A 19101-nucleotide genomic window follows, 5' to 3' on the forward strand; every position below is an offset into this window, starting at 1 on the left:
CTCCTTGCCGCCGGAGACGTGCCCGCTGCGGGCCCGTCGTACACCCGCTCGAACGACCCGAAGACCCGCGGCACGGCCAAGGAAGAAGGTCGGCTTCACCGGGATTAGGTCGACGGTCAACCGGCCGACATCGCTGTGCGCCAGTTTGGCCGCGGACATCAGCACGGCCATTTGGATCATCCGGCCGAAGACATGCGCGAGCGGCAGGAACAGCAGCGTACTGGCGTCCTCGCTCTCGAAGAGTTCTGGCAGCGCCTCGATCGCGCTGGTGATCTCGGCCAGGAAGTTGCCGTGGGTGAGCTCGCAGCCCTTCGGTCGGCCGGTCGTGCCCGACGTGTAGATGATGGTGGCGAGCTTGTCTGCGTTGAGGTTCGCGCGGCGGCGGTCCAGCTCGGCGTCGTCGACCTCGCGGCCGGCCTCGATCAGGCTGGCCAGCGTGTGGCCGGCGTCCTTGCCGTCGATCACCCAGTGGTCGCGCAGCTCCCGGAGCCGTTCGGTGAGCCCGGCGAGGCGGCGGTCGTGCCCGGGCGTCTCGACGATCGCGGCGACCGCGCCGGAGTCGCCCAGGATCCACTCCAACTGGTCGGCTGACGAGGTCTCGTACACCGGCACGGTCACCGCGCCGGCGGCCCAGATCGCCGCGTCGCAGAGCGTCCACTCGTACCGCGTCTTGGACATCAGCGCCACCCGCTCGCCCGCCCCGACCCCGCGCGCGATGAGTCCCTTGGCGACCTCGACCACCTCGGCGTGGAACTGCGCGGCGGTGACCTGCTGCCATTCACGGTCGACGCGGCGCTGCATCACCACCTTGTCCGGGATCTTCTCCGCATGCCGGACGGTGATGTCGGCGAGGCTACGCGGGGCGGGTCGGACCGATCCACCAGGTGTCGAGGCTCATCGGGCGCATCCCTGTCGGGTAGTCGAAGTCACGCAGGGACCTTACGAAACATGGCGTTAACGGTCCAGGACGGCCACCCTAACGCACCAAAGCATGTTCTTCTTTCGCCACCTGAATGATGGGGTATGCGGTGTGTTTGGCAGCCTTCGCGAGTGTCCTTTAGGGGAGCCCGTCGGCTCGGGAGCCCTGACGGCACTTGCCTCTGGGTTTCGTACGTAGGGAGCTTACTCGCGCGGCTCGGGAGGTGCCGTCCTTGTCGATGCGCCGGTACGTGTGGGCGCCGAAGAAGTCGCGCAGGCCCTGGGTCAGCGCGGCCGGCAGTCGAGACGCCCGCAGGCCGTCGTAGTAGCTGAGCGCGGAGGCGAAGCCGGGGACCGGCAGGCCGTACTGCGCGGCGCCGGCGACCACTCGCCGCCACGCCGACTGCGCCTGCCCGACGACCGACGAGAAATAGTCGTCGACCAGCAGGGTTGGCAGGTCGGCCTGCTTGTCGTACGCCTCGCGGATGCGGTTCAGGAAGCGGGCCCGGATGATGCAGCCGCCCCGCCAGATGGTGGCCATCTCACCGAGGTGCACGTCCCATTCGTACGCCTGCGAACCCGCCCGAATCTGGTCGAATCCCTGCGCGTACGCGACAACCTTGGAGGCGTAGAGCGCTTCCCGTACGTCCGAGATGAAGGCGTCCCGGTCGGTCACACCCCAGCCGCCGGACGGGCCGGGCAGCTCGCGGGCCGCGACCCGCTGCTCGGCGTGGCCGGACAGCGCCCGGGCGAACACCGCTTCGGCGATGCCGGTGACTGGTACGCCCAGGTCCAGGGCGGACTGGACGGTCCAGCGGCCGGTGCCCTTCTGCTCGGCGGCGTCGGTGATCACGTCCACCAGCGGCTTGCCGGAGTCGGCGTCCACGTGGCCGAGCACCTCGGCGGTGATCTCCACCAGGTACGACTCCAGGTCGCCGGTGTTCCACTGCCGGAAGACGCCGGCGATTTCCGCGGGCGTCATGCCCAGGCCGCTGCGAAGCAGGTCGTACGCCTCGCCGATGAGCTGCATGTCGGCGTACTCGATGCCGTTGTGCACCATCTTCACGAAGTGGCCGGCGCCGTCCGGGCCGACGTGCGTGCAGCACGGGGTGCCGTCCACGTTAGCCGCGATCGACTCCAACAACGGGCCGAGCGACTCGTACGCCTCAACCGACCCGCCAGGCATGATGCTCGGTCCGTTGAGCGCGCCCTCCTCGCCGCCGGAGATGCCGGCGCCGACGAAGTTCAGCTCGTGTTTACGCAGCTCGGCCTCGCGCCGACGGGTGTCGGTGAACAGCGCGTTGCCGCCGTCCACGATCACGTCGCCGGGTTCCATCAGCGGGACGAGCTCGTCGATCACCGCGTCGGTGGGGCCGCCGGCCTTCACCATGATGATCACCCGGCGCGGCTTCTCCAGGGAGGCGACGAACTCCTGCATCGAGGACGCTGGGATGAAATCGCCCTCGTCGCCATGATCGGCGACAAGCGCGTCCGTACGAGCCTGGCTGCGGTTGTGCAGGGCCACCGTGTGCCCGTGCCGCGCGAGGTTGCGGGCCAGGTTGCGACCCATCACCGCCAACCCGGTGACGCCGATCTGTGCCTTCTCCGCCATGCCCGCTCCCCTGTAGGTCTTTCTGCCGCACTCGTTCCTACCAGGCGCCCATCCCGGCCGCGTGCTGGGAGCCCGACTGCCAACGTGGCGAACCCCACGTCGTCGCGAAGTAGTCCCGGCGCGGCTGGGCGATCCACCCGAATTGCCGATTTTCCTTTGTCCCAAAGGGACCCTTTGGGGCAGTCAACGCCCCAGAATTCCGTTAGCGCTGGCCAGCGGTCCAGGCCAGCAGCTCGTCGACCGGCCACGTGTTGACGATGTGGTCGACGGGCGCGCCGCTCAGAGCCGCGCGTTCGCAGCCGTACGGTTGCCAGTCGAGCTGGCCGGGGGCGTGCGCGTCGGAGTCGATGGAGAGCAGGCAACCGGCCTCGATGGCCAGCCGGAGCAGCCGCTTGGGCGGGTCGAGACGGTCCGGCCGGGAGTTGATTTCCACCGCCGTACCAGCGCTCGCGCAGGCCGGGAAGATCCGCGCCGGGTCGAACTCGGACTCCGGCCGGTTCTTGCCCTTGACCTTGCGGCGGCCGGTGCAGTGCCCGAGAATGTCGGTGTGCGGGTTCTGGACGGCGGCCAGCATCCGCTCGGTCATCTGTTCCCGACCCATCCGCAGTCCACTGTGGACGGACGCGACCACCACGTCGAGCTGGGCCAGCAACTCGTCTTGCTGGTCGAGCGAGCCGTCGTCGAGGATGTCGACCTCGATGCCGGTGAGTACGCGGAACGGCGCGACAGCCTCGTTGACCTTCGCGATCTGCTTCAGCTGCTTCGACAGTCGTTCGGCGGACAGCCCGTTGGCGACCGTGAGCCGCGGCGAATGGTCGGTGATCACGAGGTAGTCGTGGCCCAGGTCGATGGCCGCGGAGACCATCTCCACCAGCGGCGATCCGCCGTCCGAGGCGTCCGTGTGACTGTGGCAGTCGCCGCGCAGCGCGGCCCGGATCCGCTCGCCGCCGACCGCTACCGGTTCGCCGCCAGTGGCCTCTAGCCGGCGGAGGTAGACCGGTTCCTCGCCGGCGAGGGGACTCACCGATGCAGCGCGCGGTCACCTCGCCGACTCCGCGTAGCTCGCCAAGCGTGCCGGCGGTGGCACGCTCGGCCAGGTCATCGCGGCCGGCGATCGCGGTGGCCGCGGACCGGAAGGCCTTCACCCGGTACGTCGACTCGCCGGCCTTCTCCAACAGGAAGGCGATCCGCTTGAGGTCAGCGAGCGGGTCCCGGGGGGGGTCTGCGGCCATCAGGCTTTTCTAGTGCAGCCGCAGCGACGCCGCATCGGCGCCGCCGGTGGCCAGCAGCTGGGTGGCGGCGACATGCACCTGCTGCTCGGCCCGCCGCTCGGCCTGCCGGACGCTGCCGGCGGCCGGGATCTCGGCCCAGTGGTAGTGCCCGCCGGCGACCGGATGCCAGTGCTCGTGCCCGACCGGTTGCACGTAGAGCATCGCCTCACCGTCCGGCAACACCTCCGTGCGCAGGGTCACTGGCCCGCTGACCGTGCCCGCGTCGTCAGTGTGGATCCCGCCGTTCCGTGGCTCGACGCCACTGATGAACGACCAGCCATCCAGCGGCGGAATGGCGTCGATCCCGGTCCCGTTTGACGTATCGAAAGTACGCACAAATACAGCATCTCCCATCACGGAAGGTCATCGTTTCCGGGGGACTCCAGCGTTACCGGGCTTGACCAGCCGGTCAGTCACCGAGCTGGCCGGACGGTCCGTACGGACTGGCCACTATCGGCCACGCCGGTGACCCAGCCGCCGCTCCGGCCGAGTTCCAGCAACGTTCTCCGATCCGCGCGTTCGACCTGCTCAGGACCTGATTCGCCGGGCCATCCGGCGCGTACGCGCTGACCCGCCGCCAACCACGACGTCAGGGCCGCGATCGGGTCCGGCGCGGTCAACAGGTGGCGTGCCTCGGTCAGCTCGGCGATCAGCCGGTCCAATCGCCGGGCCACCGCGGCGCTATTCCCGCCACACATAGCCGCCGTCAACGCCGCCCGAGTGGCGGCCACTCGCGTACCGTCCGCGAAGGACCCCCGGCGGCCAGCGCGAGCGCGAGCGGCTCGTCGGCGGCGCCGGCCGCGACGGCACTCGCGACGACGTGCGGCAGGTGGCTGATGGCAGCGACGGCACTGTCGTGCTCGGCGGCGGTGGCCGGTACGACCCGGGCGCCCGCGCTGGTATACAGATCGGCCAGCCGCAACCAGTCAGCTACCGAGGTCCGCTCGTCCAGGCACAACACCCACACCCGCCCAGTGAACAGCGCCGGATCGGCGGCCGCGAAGCCGGACTTCTCGGTGCCTGACATCGGGTGCCCGCCGACATAGCGAGCCGCCGGGAAAGACCGCGCCACGATCTCTCGGCCGGCCGCTGCTTAACCGACGTGACGTCGGTTAGTACGCCTTCGAAACCGGCGTCTCGTACGAGCGTCACCACCTTCTCCACCGCGGGCAGCGGCACCGCGAGCACGGCGATGTCCGCGCCGGCGACCGCCCTCGCCCCGTCATCCATAGGCTGACCAGCGGCTTCGAGGGTTTGCCGGGTCGGTGTCATAGCCGACCACGTCATGACCAAGCTCGGTCAGCCGCAGCAGCAGCAGCGAGCCACCGATCAGCCCCAGCCCGAGAATCGCGATCCGGTCAGCCATGGCCGCCGGTCGACTCCCGAATCACCAGTTCCGGCATGAAAACCAGCTGTTGGTGCCGGTGTTCGGCGGGCCGGTCGCACTCTTCCAGCAGCAGTTCGCCGGCTCGCCGGGAGACCGCCGCGGTCGGCTGCCGTACGGAGCTGAGCGCGACCGGCGAGGCGGCGGCGATCTCGATGTCGTCGTACCCGATCAGGGCCACGTCCTGCGGGACCTTCACTCCGTGCCGCAACAGGCCGCGAAGGACACCGAGCGCGAGTACGTCATTCGCGCAGAAGATGCCGTCCGGCAGTCCCTCCGCGAGCAGGTCCTCGACGGCTTGCTCACCCGCGGCCGGCGTCATCATCTCCGGCACGACCAGTTCCCGCAGGTGATCGCGTACGGACAGCCGGGCCGCGCCGGAGCGCTCGCCGGACGCCGGCCCGCCGGTCGGCGCACTGCCGGATGCTCCACGTCGAGGAGATGAAGGCGATCCGGCGCCGTCCGATCGAGAGCAGGTGGCTCGCGGCCAGGTCACCGCCGTGCACATCGTCGACCGCGGTGCTGCACTGGTCGGGCTGCTCACTGGCCCGGTCGACCAGCACCACCGGGGTGCCACGGGCTCGCAGCGTGTTCATCACCGCCGGAATCTCCTGCAACGGCGTCAGCAGCACGCCACTGACCTGCTGCTCGACCAGGGCGCGGAGATACGCGGCCTCTTTCTCCGGGGAACCGGCGCTGTTGCACAGGTAGAGCAGATAACCGCTGTCTGTCGCCGCGTCCTCGGCGGCACGTGCGACTTCGGTGAAGAACGGGTTCATCACGTCCTGCACGACCAGCCCGATCGTGCGCGTACGCCCCTGGCGTAGGTGTCGGGCGGAGGCGTTGCGAACGAAGCCGGTCCGGGCGATCACTTCCTCCACCCGCTCGCGGGTGGTGTCGGCGACCATGTGCGGCCGGTTGAGCACGTTCGACACCGTGCCGATGGAGACGCCAGCGACCCGTGCCACGTCCCGGATGTCGTGGATGACGGAGGTATCGGTCGTGCTCATAAGCCCACCCCTATGCGCAGCCAGTGCCTCAAAAGAGTAGGGCCTGCCGGGAGCGCTCGGTGACAGCGGAGAGAGACCACAAGTTGACACAACGTACGACCGGTGTGTGAAAATACAACTGACCACAATGGACGGTCGATGCGCACGGTCACATGCTGCTGTTATGCGTGTGCCGGATGTGGCCAGTGACCGGTGGTCCATCGAACGCACGTGCACCGGGTTGCACGTGCAAACGCACAGTCAAGGGTCCCTTACGGCCCGAATTGGCGTCAGTCGCGCGTGTCCAGCCAGATGAGTTCGGTCAGTCCGTCATGGCCGTGAACACCGAGAATGTCCTCGACGTGGTCCCAAACGGTGACCTGGCCGATGCCGGTGGTGGTGCCGCGCCAGCGCGTGACGGCCTTGCCGTCCGCGTACGCGGTGCCCCAGGCGACCACTCCGACGCCGGAAACTCCGCTCACATCGGTGTGCCGATAGAGCACGAACTGGCGGGGAAGCTCGTCGGGTGCGATCGGTATGGCGCCGAGCTCGAAGCTCGGCGCGATCGTCGGTCCACTCACGCGAACCGTCCCTGAGCTGCGAGTTTAGTTGCCAGCGGCGCCGCCATTGCCGCCGCTGGCAGATCTGTGGGCAGAGGTGGGTGGGGAGCCCGGTCGCGTTGGTTTACTTCCTCGCGTAACCGGTCGAACTGACCCCGATGGGTTCACGTCCGATTCCCCCTCCGCGTCGCGGATGCACCTCGATGTGCGTCGGGTCCGGCCAAAAATGCCACCAACATCCCCCTCGGTGACGACCTACGTACCCGTCGTGACGAAAAGCATATGAGTTGTCGGTAATCGTGCATCTGCACGTGCAGCATAAGATATATATTCGGCCCGCGCATAAACGACAAAAGTGGAGTTAGCGTGGACACGCCGATCATCACCAATCGGTGATCGGCCTTGGGGGGTGAGATCAGTGTCGGCTAGGTATTGCGCCGGTTGCGGCGCTCGCCTCGCGCACGACAACAGGGAAAGCCGGTGCTCGCCGTGCTCGCGGGTGGAAAGCTCGCAGGGACAGCAGGCGCCGGAGATGAGTCCGGAGTTCTGGGCTACTGACCAGATGCGAGACGCACTGGGCAGCCGGGACATGGGCGTGGTCGTACGCGCCTATCGGCGTCATCCGTCCCACGGCCCGCGCCCGTTGTCGCAAGCGAGACTCTGCCGTTGGCTAGGCATCACACAAGGTCAGCTCAGTCGGATCGAAACCGGCCACAACCGGGTCCGCGAGCTGGAGAAGCTCATCGACTATGCCCGCTGTCTGCGCATTCCCAGCGAGCTGCTGTGGTTCGACGTGGACGACCAACCGACTCGCGAGCGGCCGGAACTCAGTGTCGGGGCGATGATCCCGCTGCCCGGTGGCCCGATGGTCTCGGCGGCCGCCAGCCGGACCGAGCCGGCGCTGGCCGAATCGCTGTTGGGCACCCTGCGGCAGTACGCGACGACCGACAACATCGCTGGTCCGCGTTCGCTGCTCGCGGTCGTGCCACAGCAGGTCGCCTTCATCGAACGACTGCTGGACGGCACCAGTGGCCGTGGCCGGGTGGACCTGCTCAAGGCCGGTGCCCGGTTCGCCGAGTTCGCTGGCTGGCTCTACCAGGACGTGGGTGACCTGAGGTCCGCGATGCAGTGGACTTCCGGCGCGCTGGACATGGCCGACGAGGCCAACGACCGGCACCTCGCGTCGTACATCCGGATGCGCAAGAGCAACATCGCCAGCGATGCGCGCAAGCCCGACCTGGCGCTTGCCCTCGCCCGGGCCGCCCTGCAGACCCCGCAGGTGCTGGCACCGCAGGTGCGTGCGGTCGCGTTGCGCCAGGAGGCGTACGCGCACGCTTTGAAAAACAACCATGACGCCTGCGCCAGGGCTCTGGAACAGGCATTTCGTTACGCGGTCAGCGGCAAAGAGGCCGGGACCAGCAACGAGTCGGCCGATCTGGCCAACTACTGCACCACCGAATACCTGGAAATGGAAGCGGCCCACTGCTGGGTCGAGCTGAACAAACCCAAGAAAGCCATTTCCACTCTGCAGGAGGGTTTGGCCGCCTGGCAGCCGACTTTCCGGCGCGACCTCGGCCTTTGTCTGGCCCGGCTCGGCGTGGCGCACGCGCGCGACAACGAGCCCGAGCACGCGGTCACGGTGGCGGAGCATTCCATCGCCATCGCCGCCCAGACCAGGTCCCATCGCACCGAGAAGCAGTTGCGGCGGATCAACGACATTCTGCTCGCGGGCGGTGCCCGCGGCGAAGCCCAGCGATTGCAGCACGCGCTAGCGGCACTGTAGTCGGCTGGGGAAAACCTGACAGGAGATTCCCCGTGCACCTGTTCACGACAGCGACGTCGACAGATGAGTACGGGCGGGACTCGCGCATCGCGGTACTGCCCGTCGGAAGCTTTGAACAGCATGGTGACCATTTACCGCTGGCGACCGACACCATTGTCGCCTGCCTGATCGCCAAGCGAATTGCCGAGGCGAACAGCCTTTTCCTACTGCCTCCGGTGACGATGTCGTGCTCGCACGAACATGAGGGCTTTCCGGGCACCGTCGCGGTCTCCGCCAAGACCTTGATGTGCATCGTGGACGACGTACGGGCCAGCCTGGCCCGAGCGGGTATCCGCCGGCTGGTGATCGTCAACGGGCATGGCGGGAACTACGTTCTCTCCAACGTCGTCCAGGAAGCCAACGTGGACGGGCCGTGTGTCAGCCTGTTCCCCCCGGCCGGTCCGACTGGGAAACCGCCCGTAAGCACGCCGGCATGATTTCCACCGACGCGGAGGACATGCACGGCGGCGAGGCGGAAACCTCGATGCTGATGCACGCCTCCGGAGTTGGTCCGGCCGACGTACATGACCAGCGACTACCACCACGCGACCGAGCGGCCGCATCTGCTGGTCGTGGGGATGCGCGGCTACACGCCGAGCGGCATCATCGGACGGTCCTCCGAGGCGACCCCGGAAAAGGGTCGGGACATGCTCGACAGCCTCACCGCGGCCTTCGCGGACCACCTGCGCGTACTGGCTCTGCAGCCGGCACCGGTACCGGGCGGTTCGCTGCCGGGGCTAGTGTCGGTGCATTGCGACGGTCCACGCGCGGAGGAGGTCTTCGGTGTCCGGATCAGCGGTTCCTAGTTGGTCTGGCGGCTGGTCAGGTGGTACGCCGCGAACCGCCTTCCGGGAGACCCGGCCGGTTCGCGGCTGGTTGGTGGTCGCCGGTTTCGCCGGCACCCTGATCTTCTACGCCCTGGTGGCCGTCGCCAGTTGGACCCCGACGGTCCTGGTGGCCGCCCTCACCTGCGCGATCGTCGCCCTGAGCGTGGTGGCGGGCTTGCTGCTGCGCCGCGGTGACCGGGGGGTGGCGGTCGGATCCGCGCTGATGACCGGCTTCGCCGCGGCCATCCTGGTGCTGGTCCTGATGATCGCCTCGCTGGTGGGTTGATGGGTTCTCGAGGCGAAAAAATCGGACCGACCGCTTGACCGCGGGCAGTCTTCTCGGCAGGGTTTTTCCATGCCCGGTTTCGCGATGTCTGATTTTTCGATGTCCGGCCCGTCACTGCGACGACTCGACCCCGAACGCTACCGTCGCCGTGTCCAACTGCTGGCCGAGATGGCCGAGGCACAGTCCTTACGGACCCGGGTGGCGCTGCGGCGGGCCCGGATGGACCGGTTGCGCGAGATCATCGCCGAGCGCAAGCGCATCGCCTGATCATGACCACGACGCAGGACCGGCCCGACGGGCTGGTCGGATTCGCTCTCACGGTGGGGCGCAACGAGGGCATCTGGTCGGTCACCCGGCTGCCCGATCCGCTCATCGACGACCTGGACGGCCTGCTGGAAGTGCTGGCCGATCGCAACCCGGCGGTCAGCCCGTTCGTCTTGGTGGACGTGGACGACGAGTTCTTCGCCATCCTGCGTCCGGGCCCTGGTCCGGAGCCGCGGGTGCTGCTGTCCGATGTCACCGCGGCGGCTGACTACGACATCGCCGCGGAGCTGCTCGACCTGCTCGGCGAGCAACTGCCAGAAGACCTCAGCGAGGTGTGGCCGGCCGGCGATCTCGGCATTCTGGCCGATTACGGACTTGCCGAGATGGAACTGGGCGCCATCCTGGCTGACATGGACCTTTACGCCGACGACATGGTTTCGGCCATTGCGCACCGGCTCGGCTTCGCTGCGGAATACTCCTCTGCGGTGGACCTGGGACCGGTCCCTTAAGGACTCGTTCAGCCGCCGGTTATTTTGTAGGGGCATACGTCGAAACCGAGGAGAGCCGTGTCGTACTACGCCGTTGCCCTCGCCCGTACGGATACGGGCTGGAGTGCCGCCGAGCTGGATCTCGACGACGATGTGGCCGATGTCGACGAGACCGCCGAGCGGCTCCGCGAGGAAGCCCCGGACGCCGATCTCGCGCTGCTGTTCGTCGAGGCCGATGACGAATATCTGGTGGTCCTCCGGCTGGACGAGGACGACGACTTTCGGGTCTTTGGCAGCGATGCCGCCTTCGCGTCCGAGTCCAAGATCGGCGAGATGCTGATCGGCGACCTGGAGCCGGTCCGCCGGCCGACCAAGGCGGTCGCCGAGATCGAGGAGATCGCCGACACCGAGGACGAGGGCGACATCGAGGTGCTCGCCGGCCTGGAGAACGAGCTCGACGACGACTCCGATGACGACGACGTCGACGAGGACCTCGACGACGGCCTGCACGAGGGCGAGGCCGGCAGCGGCGACGAGCCGTCCGATCGTACGGACAAGCCAGCCAAGGGCCGCGCGTCCGACGATGACGACGACGAGGACCAGCCCGACGGCGGCCGCGAGGTGGCCGCCGCCGGTGATCCGGTCGGCGACGCCGGGCTGCTGTCGGACCTTGGTACGGGTCCGGTCCAGCTGCTGGAGCTGTGCGCGCACGAGGGCATGCTGCCCAGCGACGTGATCGCCGAGGTGTGTGGGAAGGCCGGCTGCGGGCAGGAGTACGAGGAGCTCAGGGACTCTGCCACGCTGTGATCGCCGCTGACCAGGCCCGGATGCGTCGCGCGCTCTCGTCGTCGGCGCGGCCGCGCTGGCCAGCGGTGATGTGCCGGTCGGGGCCGTCGTGTACGACCCGGGCGGCGTCGAGCTGGCCGCCGCCGGCAACGCTCGGGAGGCCACCGGCGACCCGACCGCGCACGCCGAGGTCCTGGCGCTGCGAGCGGCCGCTCAGGTGCTCGGGACCTGGCGGTTGGCCGGCTGCACGCTGGTGGTGACCCTGGAGCCGTGCACGATGTGCGCCGGCGCACTCGTACTGGCCCGCGTCGAGCGCCTGGTCTTCGGTGCCTGGGATCCGAAAGCGGGTGCGGCCGGGTCGCTTTTACGACGTCGTACGGGATCGCCGGCTGAACCATCGGCCCGAGGTGGTTGGTGGCGTACTCGAGGACGAATGCGCTGAGTCGTTGAGGGAGTTTTTCCGCTCGCACCGGTGAGGTGAGGAGCGGCGCGGTTATCGCGTACGGTCGTCCCGTGGTCGAGGTCATCAATCGCGGCAAGCCGACGAACCCCACGCTGGTGTTGTTACCCGGCCTGGGGCTCGGACCCGACCTCTGGGAGCCGCATCTCGACGCGCTTACCAAGAATTTCCGCGTAGTAGCGCCGGAATTGCCTGGTTTTGGGAGTTTCAGTGGTCGCGGGCCGTTTCGTTTCGACGACGCGGCGAGTTTCGTCGCGGACCTGATCGGCGATGACCGCGGCGCGGCCTTCGTCTGCGGGCTGTCGCTCGGCGCGTTGGTCGCCCTCCAGCTCACCGTCGACCACCCAGGCCGGGTGCGCGGCCTGGTGTTGGCCAGCGGCATCGCCCGACCGAACCCCCGACGGCGTACAAACTCCAGACGGCCGTCATGCACGCTGTGCCGACTCGCCGGCTGACCCGCCCTGGCTATCCACGGGCGGCTCTTATGGCCGGCTGGCGAGAGCTGGGCAGGTCCGACTTCCGGCCAGTTCTTCGGCAGATCTCGGTGCCCACCCTGGTCCTCTGCGGCGCCCGCGACTACCTGGGCGTACGCGCCGCCCGGGTCCTCTTCACCGGCATCGGCACCGCGTCCATGCAGACCATCCCGCAGGTCGGCCACCTCGTCACCCAGTCGCCCACCTTTCCCGCGCTGCTGACCACGTTCCTCACCGCCATCCCCGACTAACTCTCCGGCGGTTATTGCGGGGTGACTTCGGGGACGAGGTCGGCGATGGAGTTGACCACTCGGGACGGGCGGAACGGGAAGCGGTCGATCTCCGACTTCCCGGTCACGCCGGTGAGCACCAGGATCGTCTCCAGACCGGCCTCGATGCCAGCGACCACGTCGGTGTCCATCCGTCGCCGATCATCGCCGTCGTCTCGCTGTGGCCCTGCACGGTGTTGAGGGCGCTACGCATCATCAGCGGGTTCGGCTTGCCGACGAAATACGGCTCGACCTTGGTCGCCTTGGTGATCAGCGCCGCCACCGAGCCGGTGGCCGGCAGCGAGCCCTCGTTCGACGGCCCGATCGGGTCCGGGTTGGTGGCGATGAACCGGGCCCCGTTGTCGATCAGCCGGATCGCCTGGGTGATGGCCGAGAAGCTGTACGTACGAGTCTCGCCGAGCAGCACATAGTCCGGATCGGTGTCGGTTAACACGTACCCGATCTCATGCAACGCTGTCGTCAGCCCCGCCTCGCCGATTACGAACGCCGAACCGTTCGGTCGCTGCGAGTCCAGGAACTGCGCGGTGGCCAGCGCGGACGTGAAGATGTTCGCCTCTGGTACGTCCAATCCCGACCGCTGCAGCCGCGCGTGCAGGTCACGCGGGGGGTGTAGATCGAGTTGTTCGTGAGCACCAAAAACCGCTTCCCGGAGTCCCGCAGGCCGCGCAGGAACTCGGCGGCCCCGGGCACCGCCGTACCCTCGTGGACGAGCACCCCGTCCATGTCCGTCAGCCAGCATTCGATGGGCGCGCGATCGATCATGCCCGCCATGGTCGCAGCATGGACACCTGTCTGCAGACCGCCCCGCCGCCGCCGGTATCATTCTTCCCGGTGGTGTGTCCGAGCGGCCGAAGGAGCACGCCTCGAAAGCGTGTGAGGGTTTGCGCCCTCCGTGGGTTCAAATCCCACCACCACCGCCAGTACGCAGGCAAAACGCCCGGCGCTCCGATCGGAGCCGTCGGGCGTTTTCGCGTCTGGTCTCAGTTTTTGGTCTCAGAAAGCTCAGACGGCGAGGAGCTGTTCGCGCAGGATGTCGGCGTGCCCGCAGTGGTGGGCCAGTTCGCGCAGGACCTGCAAATACACCCAGCGCAGCGTGCGGGGTCCGGCCCGGTGACCGGTCACGATGGCGTCCAGCGGCAGGTCGGCGACCACCGCTCGGGCCGTCGCGCACGCCTCTCGGTGGGCCGCGGTGACGGAGGCGATGCTGTCGTCGTCGGCGAGCCGGAAGGACTCGTCCGGGCTCCGTACCAGGCCGAGTTGCTGACGGGACGTGCCGCCGACGCACTCCTGGAACCACACTCGCTGCATCCACGTGACGTGCTTGAGCAGCCCGAGCAACGTGGTCGCGGACGAGACGAGCTGGCGCCGAGCCTGCTCGTCGGTGAGGCCGTCGAGGGTCCGCTCGATGGCGCTCCGATAGTCCTCGACGAACGTGTCGAGCTGCGTACGTTCGTCGTCCAGCAGCACATCGAACGAGCCCATCAGAGTCTCCGATCACACCGCAGGGTTCAATGCCAAAGCAAAAGGCCTCGGATGAGGCCGGCGTTTTCGTCGCGCAGTCTCATTTGTAGCCATCGGCGTGCTTGACTGACAGCCGTGAGCGATCCGACGTTCTCGGTGCGGCCACTGGATGAGGACACCTGGCCCGCGTTCGCCCAGTTGGTCGAGGCGAACAACGGTGTGTGGGGCGGCTGCTGGTGCATGGGCTTCCACGTCCGGCTCAAGGGGCGTACGGCTGCGCAGAACCGGGCCGAGAAACAAGAACGGGTCCGCGAGGGCCGTACGCATGCCTCCCTGGTACTGGACGGCGACCAGTGCCTCGGCTGGTGCCAGTTCGGTTCGCCAGCGGAGCTGCCGGAAGTCAAGAGCCGGCGCCTCTACGAGAAGGGCCTGACCAAGCTGCCCGAGTGGCGCATTACCTGCTTCTTCACGGGCAAGGGGCTTCGCCGCCGAGGCGTCGCCGACGCCGCGCTCGGTGGCGCGCTGACCGAGATCGCCCGCGAGGGCGGCGGTCTGGTCGAGGGCTACCCCGAGGAAACCGACGACCGTGCGGTGTCCGGGTCCTTCTTGCACACCGGACCGATGGCCGCCTTCGAAAACCACGGTTTTACTCGTACGCGCCGATTTCCCCACACCGCTGGGTTGTCACCCGCACCGTTTCCCCCACCTGAAAGCGGTCATCGGCATTATGCGGCCATGGCGAAGAACCTGAGGTAGGCAAGGGTGGCCAACACCCGTCGATGAGAGTGGGAATCCTCCGGCAATTGGAGTTTCGCGAACGTACGGCTGATGTGGCATTCCACGGTCCGTTGGGCGATCACCAGCCGGGCCGCTATTGCCTGGTTGGACAGGCCTTCTGCGACCAGCCCAAGGATTTCCCTTTCCCGGTAGGTGAGCTCCGCGACGCAGTCAGCCATCAGAACCAGAAAGTTGGCTGGTCGATGTTCAGCTGGCTTTTGGCATAGCGCTTGGAAGCCGCCGCTGAGAAGAAGATGTGCTGAGAGGCAGTGTGCAGGTCGCGGAAGCAGCGCTGCAGCGGGTGGTCGAGGTGAATTCCGCTGGATCCGGCGAAACTGTAGGCGGTGTCGACCGCGCTCAGGGCGGCGCGCATCGCCTGTTGGGGTCGCCAGCAAGAAACGGGCCCGTAGCTCAACATGTGGTACGTCGCCGGCGCACGCCGAATCCCACAATGCACCAATGGTGTCGAAAACGAAGGCCCGCGCGGCCTGCAGGTCACCCTCGGCTCGGGTCAGGGCGACCTGCAGGTCGGCTTCCTCGGCGATCGCCGAGGGTCCCGGTGGCCGTACTTTCGAGACAGCGAGCCGAGCGAACTCGTCCAACGCGCGGCGGGCCACCCCGAGCGGGAAGCTGACCAGGAAGAGGCCGGTGAGGGTGAAGAACGGCAGCCGCCACAGGGGGCCGTCGTGCCGCGCGGGCTCGAAGAAGGAGGCCATCGTGAGCTCTTCCGGTACGGACACGGCGGCCGCGGCGATGTCGTGGCTGCCCGTGCCGCGCAGGCCCATGACATCCCAGTTGTCGATCACCGATCCCTGGGCGGCCGGGAACACCGCGAGCCGCCAGTCCGGGCCGCGGTCCGCCAGCATCCGCGGGCCGTTGCGTCGGTGACGAAAGCTCCTGTCATGAACCAGTCGGCATGCAGGCAGCCGCTGGTGAAACCCCATCGGCCGTTCAGCTGGAACTGTTTCGGGCCGCTGGGCGTCAGCCGTCCGGTGGGCGCGAAGGCGCAGGCGCTGAGCGCGTCCGTACGACCGCCAAACAGGTCGGTGGCGACCGCCGGGTCGAGCCACGCGGCGTACGCGGAGCCGTTGCCGATCATGATCGTCCAGCCGGCCGAGCCGTCCGCCCGGCAACATTCCTCCAGGATTTCCACGATCCGTGCCGGCGGGAGCTCAGCGCCGCCGAGCGCGCGCGGGGCCGCCAGGTGGAAAAGACCGGCTCGACGGGCCTGCTCGACCAGGTCCGGCGGCAGAGTGCCGAGCCGTTCGGTCTCCCGGGCCCGCTCGCTCAGCTGCGCCAAGATCGGGGCCGCAGTGATGTCCAGCGTTGATGACTGCTCTGCAAACATGACTTGATCCGTTCGCGAAAGGTTATACGATAGAGTGACCTCTATCTGATAGGAGAGTCTCTACTGAAATGACCGATCCCGTCAAGCCCCCGCGCCGCTACGACGCGTCCCGGCGGCAGGAGCAGGCTGAGGAGAACCGCGCGAGGGTCCTTTCGACCGCCGGGCGGATCTTCCGTGCCAAGGGGTACGCGGACACCGCGATGCCGGAGATCGCACGGGCCGCCGGCGTGTCCGTACAGATGGTTTACAAGGCTTTTTCCAACAAAGCGACGCTGCTCAAGGCGGTGTTCGACGTCTCGGTGGCCGGCGACACCGAGCAGACCTCGATGGCCGAGCGGGACGTGATCGGCGCGATCCAGGCCGAGCCGGACGCCGTGCGCAAGATCACCATGTACGTCTCCCACCTCGCCGAGGGCGCGCCTCGGTACGCGCCGTTGCAGCTGCTCGCGCGGGACGCCGCGAGCGCCGATCGGGCCGCCGCCGACGTGTGGGCGCAGATGCGGCAGGAGACGCTGACTGCGATGACGTACTTCGCGGCGGCGGACCTGCTGGCCACTGGCCAGGTGCGGGAGGGGTTGTCGGCCGAGGAGGTACGCGATGTCCTCTGGACGTACCACAGCGCGGAGATCTACGAGCTGCTCGTCGTGGCGCGCGGTTGGACAACGGATCGCTACGGCCGGTTTGTCACAGCGGCGATGATCGCTGGCGTTCTCGGGTCGGGCACGTGACCGAAGAGGAGTTCTGGCAGGTCGTCGCCGAGTTGGGGGGCGAGGTCGCGGAGCCCGCTTTCGACCGGCTGGCCGCCCGGTTGGCGGCCGGGCCGGTGCACGAGATCGTCGCTTTCGGCACCCAGCTCGACCGGGTGCTGCGCCGGCTCGATCAGGTCGAGCTGTGGAGTCAGCGGGTCTGGGACAGCGAGGACGACCGCTCGGTCGACCCGCCGCCGTTGGACGCGGCCGGATTCTTGGACGCGCGCGCTGCAGTGGTGTGCGCCGGCCGCGACCGCTATCTGGCCGTGCTTGCCGATCCCTCCGCATTCGCCGGGGTCTGGGATTTCGCCGGTGAGATGTTGCTCTATGTGCCAGTCGAGGCGTACGAAACGTCCACCGGCCAGCAGTGGCCGTATCCCCTGCCTGGCACCGATAAAGCCGCCGCCACCGACGTGCCGGTGAGTGCTCCGCCGGTGAGCGCGGCGGACGAGGACACCGGGTCGATCCGGCTGGATGTCAGCGCCGAGGCGTACCGGCTGGTGGACGTGGTGGCCACCTATGACGTCGAGCCGATGGAGGGCATCCTCGCCGAGCCATCGCCGCGGACCGCACTGCCGCCCGGTATGGAGGTCGGCCAGTGGCCGGACTGGGTGACCGAGCGCGCGTTCGGGGTCGCCGCGACCCGGATCAGTCAGGTGATGCGCCAGCACGGCGGGCTGGCCGCGTTGGGAATGCAGCGTCTGTGGGTCGTGCTGGTGTTGGCGCAACACTGGGATTTGACGCTTCTGTTGCGTCCGTTTTCGGGCGCGGTGCACGTAAGTTCGGCCGCGGTGCAGGGGTGGACGTACGAACAGGGCGAGCGTGCGGTCTGTGCGTTAATGGCTCACGTCGTTATCGAGGTGGCGCGGGACTATCGGGTTTCGTTGGAGGCTTTCCAGGAACTACGCCAGATTCGGGACGCCGGCGCGGACCTGGTGCCCTTTGGCGCCACAACTGACTGAGGTTCGTGCATACGGCGTTTTTGCCGCCATGGAGGATGTAGCGATGGACAACGCGCTGGCCAAGGGCTGGGAACTGATGGAATCCGGCGATGTGCAAGGCGCTATGCGTGAGCTTCGGTTGCGTGCCGCGGATATTCCGCCCGCCGAGATCGCACCGCTCGTGGAGCGGGTCGCGCGGCTGGCGGACATGCCGGACCTGGCGGAGGCCAGTGCGGCCCTGATCGCCGCGCCTGATCAGGCCCAGCAGTTGTACGAATATGGATACGAATGTGTCGAGTACGGCGCGAGCTTCCTTGCCGTACCAGCCCTTTCCGCAGCGTTGCCCTTGTTCCGGACGCACGCTCGGTGCTGGTCGAGCTGGCGAGCGCGCTCGAACGCGAGGAAAGGTACGGCGACGCCTTCGACATTCTGCGGGCGCATGAGCCCACTCTCCAGGACTGGCCCGAGCGGTATTTGCTGGCGTTCAACGCCCTGATGACCGGCGACTTGGAGGTGGCCGCTCCGCTGGCCGCCGCGGTGCCCGAGCCGGTGCGGGATGACCAGGCATGGCTGCCGATTTTCGCCCGCCTACAGCGAATCTTCGCTCGGGCCGCGCAGGTTCGGCCAGCGGACAACCGGGATCTTCGCGGCTGGCACTACGTTCTGAACGGTACGCTGCTGACGACTCTGTCCCCGTACGGCTTCGACTCTGGCATGACCGGTCGCTACGCATTCTTCCAGGAAAGCCTCGGTCACTGCCTGTTTTCGTTGAGACGGTTGAAAACAATCCTGGAAGCGGCCAACTTGCGACCGACCACGATCTCGTTGCTGGCGGACCGCTCCCAGCCAGAGATCCTTGGCCTGGCCGCCGCTCAGGTGCTCGATCTGCCCGCCGCGCCCTACGCACCGGGCCGACCCGACACGCTCATCGTCGGGTACGACCTGAATGAAGTCGACGAGCAGCTACTGGCCAAACTTTCCAGTCGTACCAACGGAGAAGTCCTCTACGAACACGCCAGCTGCTGGACTTCGCAGCCGTCGGTGTCCGCAGATGTCTGCGCGATGCTGGTGCAGAGCTGCGTGTCGCCGTGGGGTGTCAGATTGCGGCAAACCCAAGACGGTCCGATGGAACGCATTCCAGCCGACGATCGCCCGGTCGAGAAAGTGGCCGCTGAGATTGTCGCCGCGGACCCGGATCTGGAAGACGGAGACGGCGAAACTCCGCCCGATCCGGACGAAACGCTGGCCACCTTCGCCGCCCGCCTCGCCCGTCACTGGCCAGCCGGCCCTCGCGAAAGTGCCGGCTCCCCGGGCCCCGTCCGCAGCAGCCGTTTCACGTAACACCACTCGCGATCTGGGGGATGGGGCACCGAGGGGGTGGCCCGTTGTATTGGT

At 67.8% G+C, this 19101-nt stretch carries 25 protein-coding genes, 1 tRNA gene and 4 pseudogenes; 15 read left to right on the forward strand and 15 right to left on the reverse strand.

The genetic code is table 11. The annotated features are described in order from the left end of the window. The 11 genes and pseudogenes from GNX96_RS36095 to GNX96_RS36125 form a co-directional block, all read right to left on the reverse strand. The coding region (locus tag GNX96_RS36095; protein ID WP_279582400.1) for an AMP-binding protein at positions 1-843 on the reverse strand (843 nt) is incomplete at its 3' end. Positions 844-1057: 214 nt separating this feature from the next. Then, positions 1058-2530: an NADP-dependent phosphogluconate dehydrogenase gene (gndA, locus tag GNX96_RS36100; RefSeq protein WP_163572330.1), complete on the reverse strand. Its 1473-nt coding sequence runs from the start codon at positions 2528-2530 to the stop codon at positions 1058-1060. Between the two features lie 202 nt (positions 2531-2732). Then, positions 2733-3762, reverse strand: a pseudogene (locus tag GNX96_RS36105) (PHP domain-containing protein). 9 nt (positions 3763-3771) lie between these two features. Next, positions 3772-4137 (reverse strand): hypothetical protein, encoded by a 366-nt coding sequence (locus GNX96_RS36110; RefSeq protein WP_163572331.1) that lies wholly within the window; start codon positions 4135-4137, stop codon positions 3772-3774. A gap of 77 nt (positions 4138-4214) precedes the next feature. Continuing rightward, positions 4215-4532 (reverse strand): hypothetical protein, encoded by a 318-nt coding sequence (locus GNX96_RS57825; protein ID WP_279582374.1) that lies wholly within the window; start codon positions 4530-4532, stop codon positions 4215-4217. Continuing rightward, complete coding sequence (locus GNX96_RS57830) at positions 4508-4873, reverse strand: prephenate dehydrogenase/arogenate dehydrogenase family protein (RefSeq protein WP_279582375.1); 366 nt, start codon at positions 4871-4873, stop codon at positions 4508-4510. Before GNX96_RS57830 ends, GNX96_RS57825 begins: the two co-directional genes overlap by 25 nt. A gap of 62 nt (positions 4874-4935) precedes the next feature. Continuing rightward, a pseudogene (locus tag GNX96_RS65730) lies at positions 4936-5088 on the reverse strand (hypothetical protein); the annotation flags it as partial. Further along, positions 5024-5167 carry a hypothetical protein gene (locus tag GNX96_RS57835; protein ID WP_279582376.1) on the reverse strand — a complete coding sequence of 48 codons (144 nt, stop codon included), beginning with the start codon at positions 5165-5167 and terminating at the stop codon, positions 5024-5026. The gene GNX96_RS57835 and the pseudogene GNX96_RS65730, both read right to left, overlap by 65 nt. Continuing rightward, on the reverse strand, positions 5160-5510 hold the full coding sequence (locus GNX96_RS57840; protein ID WP_279582377.1) for a substrate-binding domain-containing protein: 351 nt from the start codon (positions 5508-5510) through the stop codon (positions 5160-5162). Before GNX96_RS57840 ends, GNX96_RS57835 begins: the two co-directional genes overlap by 8 nt. After that, positions 5488-6195 carry a LacI family DNA-binding transcriptional regulator gene (locus GNX96_RS36120; RefSeq protein WP_279582378.1) on the reverse strand — a complete coding sequence of 236 codons (708 nt, stop codon included), beginning with the start codon at positions 6193-6195 and terminating at the stop codon, positions 5488-5490. Before GNX96_RS36120 ends, GNX96_RS57840 begins: the two co-directional genes overlap by 23 nt. Positions 6196-6464: 269 nt before the next feature. After that, positions 6465-6755, reverse strand: coding sequence for a hypothetical protein (locus GNX96_RS36125; protein WP_279582379.1), 291 nt, complete (start codon positions 6753-6755; stop codon positions 6465-6467). Between the two features lie 511 nt (positions 6756-7266). On the opposite strand from GNX96_RS36125, the gene GNX96_RS36130 reads away from it, so the two are divergent. The 10 genes and pseudogenes from GNX96_RS36130 (at position 7267) to GNX96_RS36170 (ending at position 12391) form a co-directional block, all read left to right on the forward strand. Continuing rightward, positions 7267-8517, forward strand: coding sequence for a helix-turn-helix domain-containing protein (locus GNX96_RS36130; protein WP_163572332.1), 1251 nt, complete (start codon positions 7267-7269; stop codon positions 8515-8517). Positions 8518-8549: 32 nt separating this feature from the next. Continuing rightward, positions 8550-8993, forward strand: a complete 444-nt coding sequence (locus tag GNX96_RS57845; protein ID WP_279582380.1) for a creatininase family protein — start codon at positions 8550-8552, stop codon at positions 8991-8993. 69 nt (positions 8994-9062) lie between these two features. Beyond that, positions 9063-9362 carry a hypothetical protein gene (locus GNX96_RS57850; RefSeq protein ID WP_279582381.1) on the forward strand — a complete coding sequence of 100 codons (300 nt, stop codon included), beginning with the start codon at positions 9063-9065 and terminating at the stop codon, positions 9360-9362. After that, a complete protein-coding gene (locus tag GNX96_RS36140) occupies positions 9340-9669 on the forward strand; it encodes a hypothetical protein (RefSeq protein ID WP_163572333.1) in 330 nt (109 codons plus the stop codon). Before GNX96_RS57850 ends, GNX96_RS36140 begins: the two co-directional genes overlap by 23 nt. Positions 9670-9753: 84 nt before the next feature. After that, a complete protein-coding gene (locus GNX96_RS36145) occupies positions 9754-9936 on the forward strand; it encodes a hypothetical protein (RefSeq protein ID WP_163572327.1) in 183 nt (60 codons plus the stop codon). Between the two features lie 2 nt (positions 9937-9938). Beyond that, positions 9939-10442, forward strand: coding sequence for a tRNA adenosine deaminase-associated protein (locus GNX96_RS36150; protein WP_163572334.1), 504 nt, complete (start codon positions 9939-9941; stop codon positions 10440-10442). A gap of 57 nt (positions 10443-10499) precedes the next feature. Further along, complete coding sequence (locus tag GNX96_RS36155; protein WP_163572335.1) at positions 10500-11228, forward strand: tRNA adenosine deaminase-associated protein; 729 nt, start codon at positions 10500-10502, stop codon at positions 11226-11228. Positions 11229-11283: 55 nt separating this feature from the next. Further along, positions 11284-11683, forward strand: a pseudogene (locus GNX96_RS36160) (nucleoside deaminase). Between the two features lie 37 nt (positions 11684-11720). Then, positions 11721-12122 (forward strand): alpha/beta fold hydrolase, encoded by a 402-nt coding sequence (locus tag GNX96_RS36165; RefSeq protein ID WP_163572336.1) that lies wholly within the window; start codon positions 11721-11723, stop codon positions 12120-12122. Then, positions 12095-12391 (forward strand): alpha/beta fold hydrolase, encoded by a 297-nt coding sequence (locus GNX96_RS36170; protein WP_163572337.1) that lies wholly within the window; start codon positions 12095-12097, stop codon positions 12389-12391. Before GNX96_RS36165 ends, GNX96_RS36170 begins: the two co-directional genes overlap by 28 nt. Before the next feature lie 11 nt (positions 12392-12402). On the opposite strand, the pseudogene GNX96_RS36175 reads toward GNX96_RS36170, so the two are convergent. Then, positions 12403-13192: pseudogene (locus GNX96_RS36175) on the reverse strand (HAD-IIA family hydrolase). 68 nt (positions 13193-13260) lie between these two features. Here GNX96_RS36175 and GNX96_RS36180 point away from each other — a divergent pair. After that, positions 13261-13350, forward strand: a tRNA-Ser gene (locus GNX96_RS36180). 82 nt (positions 13351-13432) lie between these two features. On the opposite strand, the gene GNX96_RS36185 is transcribed toward GNX96_RS36180, so the two are convergent. Further along, positions 13433-13912 (reverse strand): DinB family protein, encoded by a 480-nt coding sequence (locus GNX96_RS36185; protein ID WP_163572338.1) that lies wholly within the window; start codon positions 13910-13912, stop codon positions 13433-13435. 114 nt (positions 13913-14026) lie between these two features. On the opposite strand from GNX96_RS36185, the gene GNX96_RS36190 reads away from it, so the two are divergent. Continuing rightward, on the forward strand, positions 14027-14647 hold the full coding sequence (locus GNX96_RS36190) for a hypothetical protein (protein WP_279582382.1): 621 nt from the start codon (positions 14027-14029) through the stop codon (positions 14645-14647). On the opposite strand, the gene GNX96_RS67435 is transcribed toward GNX96_RS36190, so the two are convergent. Together GNX96_RS67435 and GNX96_RS57860 are read right to left on the reverse strand one after the other, a co-directional pair. Beyond that, entirely contained in the window at positions 14617-15534 is a 918-nt protein-coding gene (locus tag GNX96_RS67435; protein ID WP_279582383.1) for a LuxR C-terminal-related transcriptional regulator, read from the reverse strand. The genes GNX96_RS36190 and GNX96_RS67435 overlap by 31 nt on opposite strands. Further along, positions 15471-16016: an acyl-CoA dehydrogenase family protein gene (locus tag GNX96_RS57860; RefSeq protein WP_279582384.1), complete on the reverse strand. Its 546-nt coding sequence runs from the start codon at positions 16014-16016 to the stop codon at positions 15471-15473. The genes GNX96_RS67435 and GNX96_RS57860 overlap by 64 nt, the downstream gene beginning before the upstream one ends. Positions 16017-16084: 68 nt before the next feature. Between GNX96_RS57860 and GNX96_RS36205 the strand changes: the two genes are divergently transcribed. The 3 genes from GNX96_RS36205 to GNX96_RS36215 all read left to right on the forward strand — a co-directional run bounded on the left by GNX96_RS36205 (position 16085) and on the right by GNX96_RS36215 (position 19047). Beyond that, positions 16085-16744 (forward strand): TetR/AcrR family transcriptional regulator, encoded by a 660-nt coding sequence (locus tag GNX96_RS36205; protein ID WP_163572340.1) that lies wholly within the window; start codon positions 16085-16087, stop codon positions 16742-16744. After that, positions 16741-17727 carry a DUF4240 domain-containing protein gene (locus GNX96_RS36210; protein ID WP_163572341.1) on the forward strand — a complete coding sequence of 329 codons (987 nt, stop codon included), beginning with the start codon at positions 16741-16743 and terminating at the stop codon, positions 17725-17727. The genes GNX96_RS36205 and GNX96_RS36210 overlap by 4 nt, the downstream gene beginning before the upstream one ends. Positions 17728-18072: 345 nt before the next feature. Next, positions 18073-19047 (forward strand): hypothetical protein, encoded by a 975-nt coding sequence (locus tag GNX96_RS36215; protein ID WP_279582385.1) that lies wholly within the window; start codon positions 18073-18075, stop codon positions 19045-19047. The last annotated feature ends 54 nt before the right edge of the window (positions 19048-19101 follow it).

It is taken from the genome of Fodinicola feengrottensis, from assembly GCF_010993775.1.
Classification (GTDB): Bacteria; Actinomycetota; Actinomycetes; order Mycobacteriales; family HKI-0501; genus Fodinicola; species Fodinicola feengrottensis.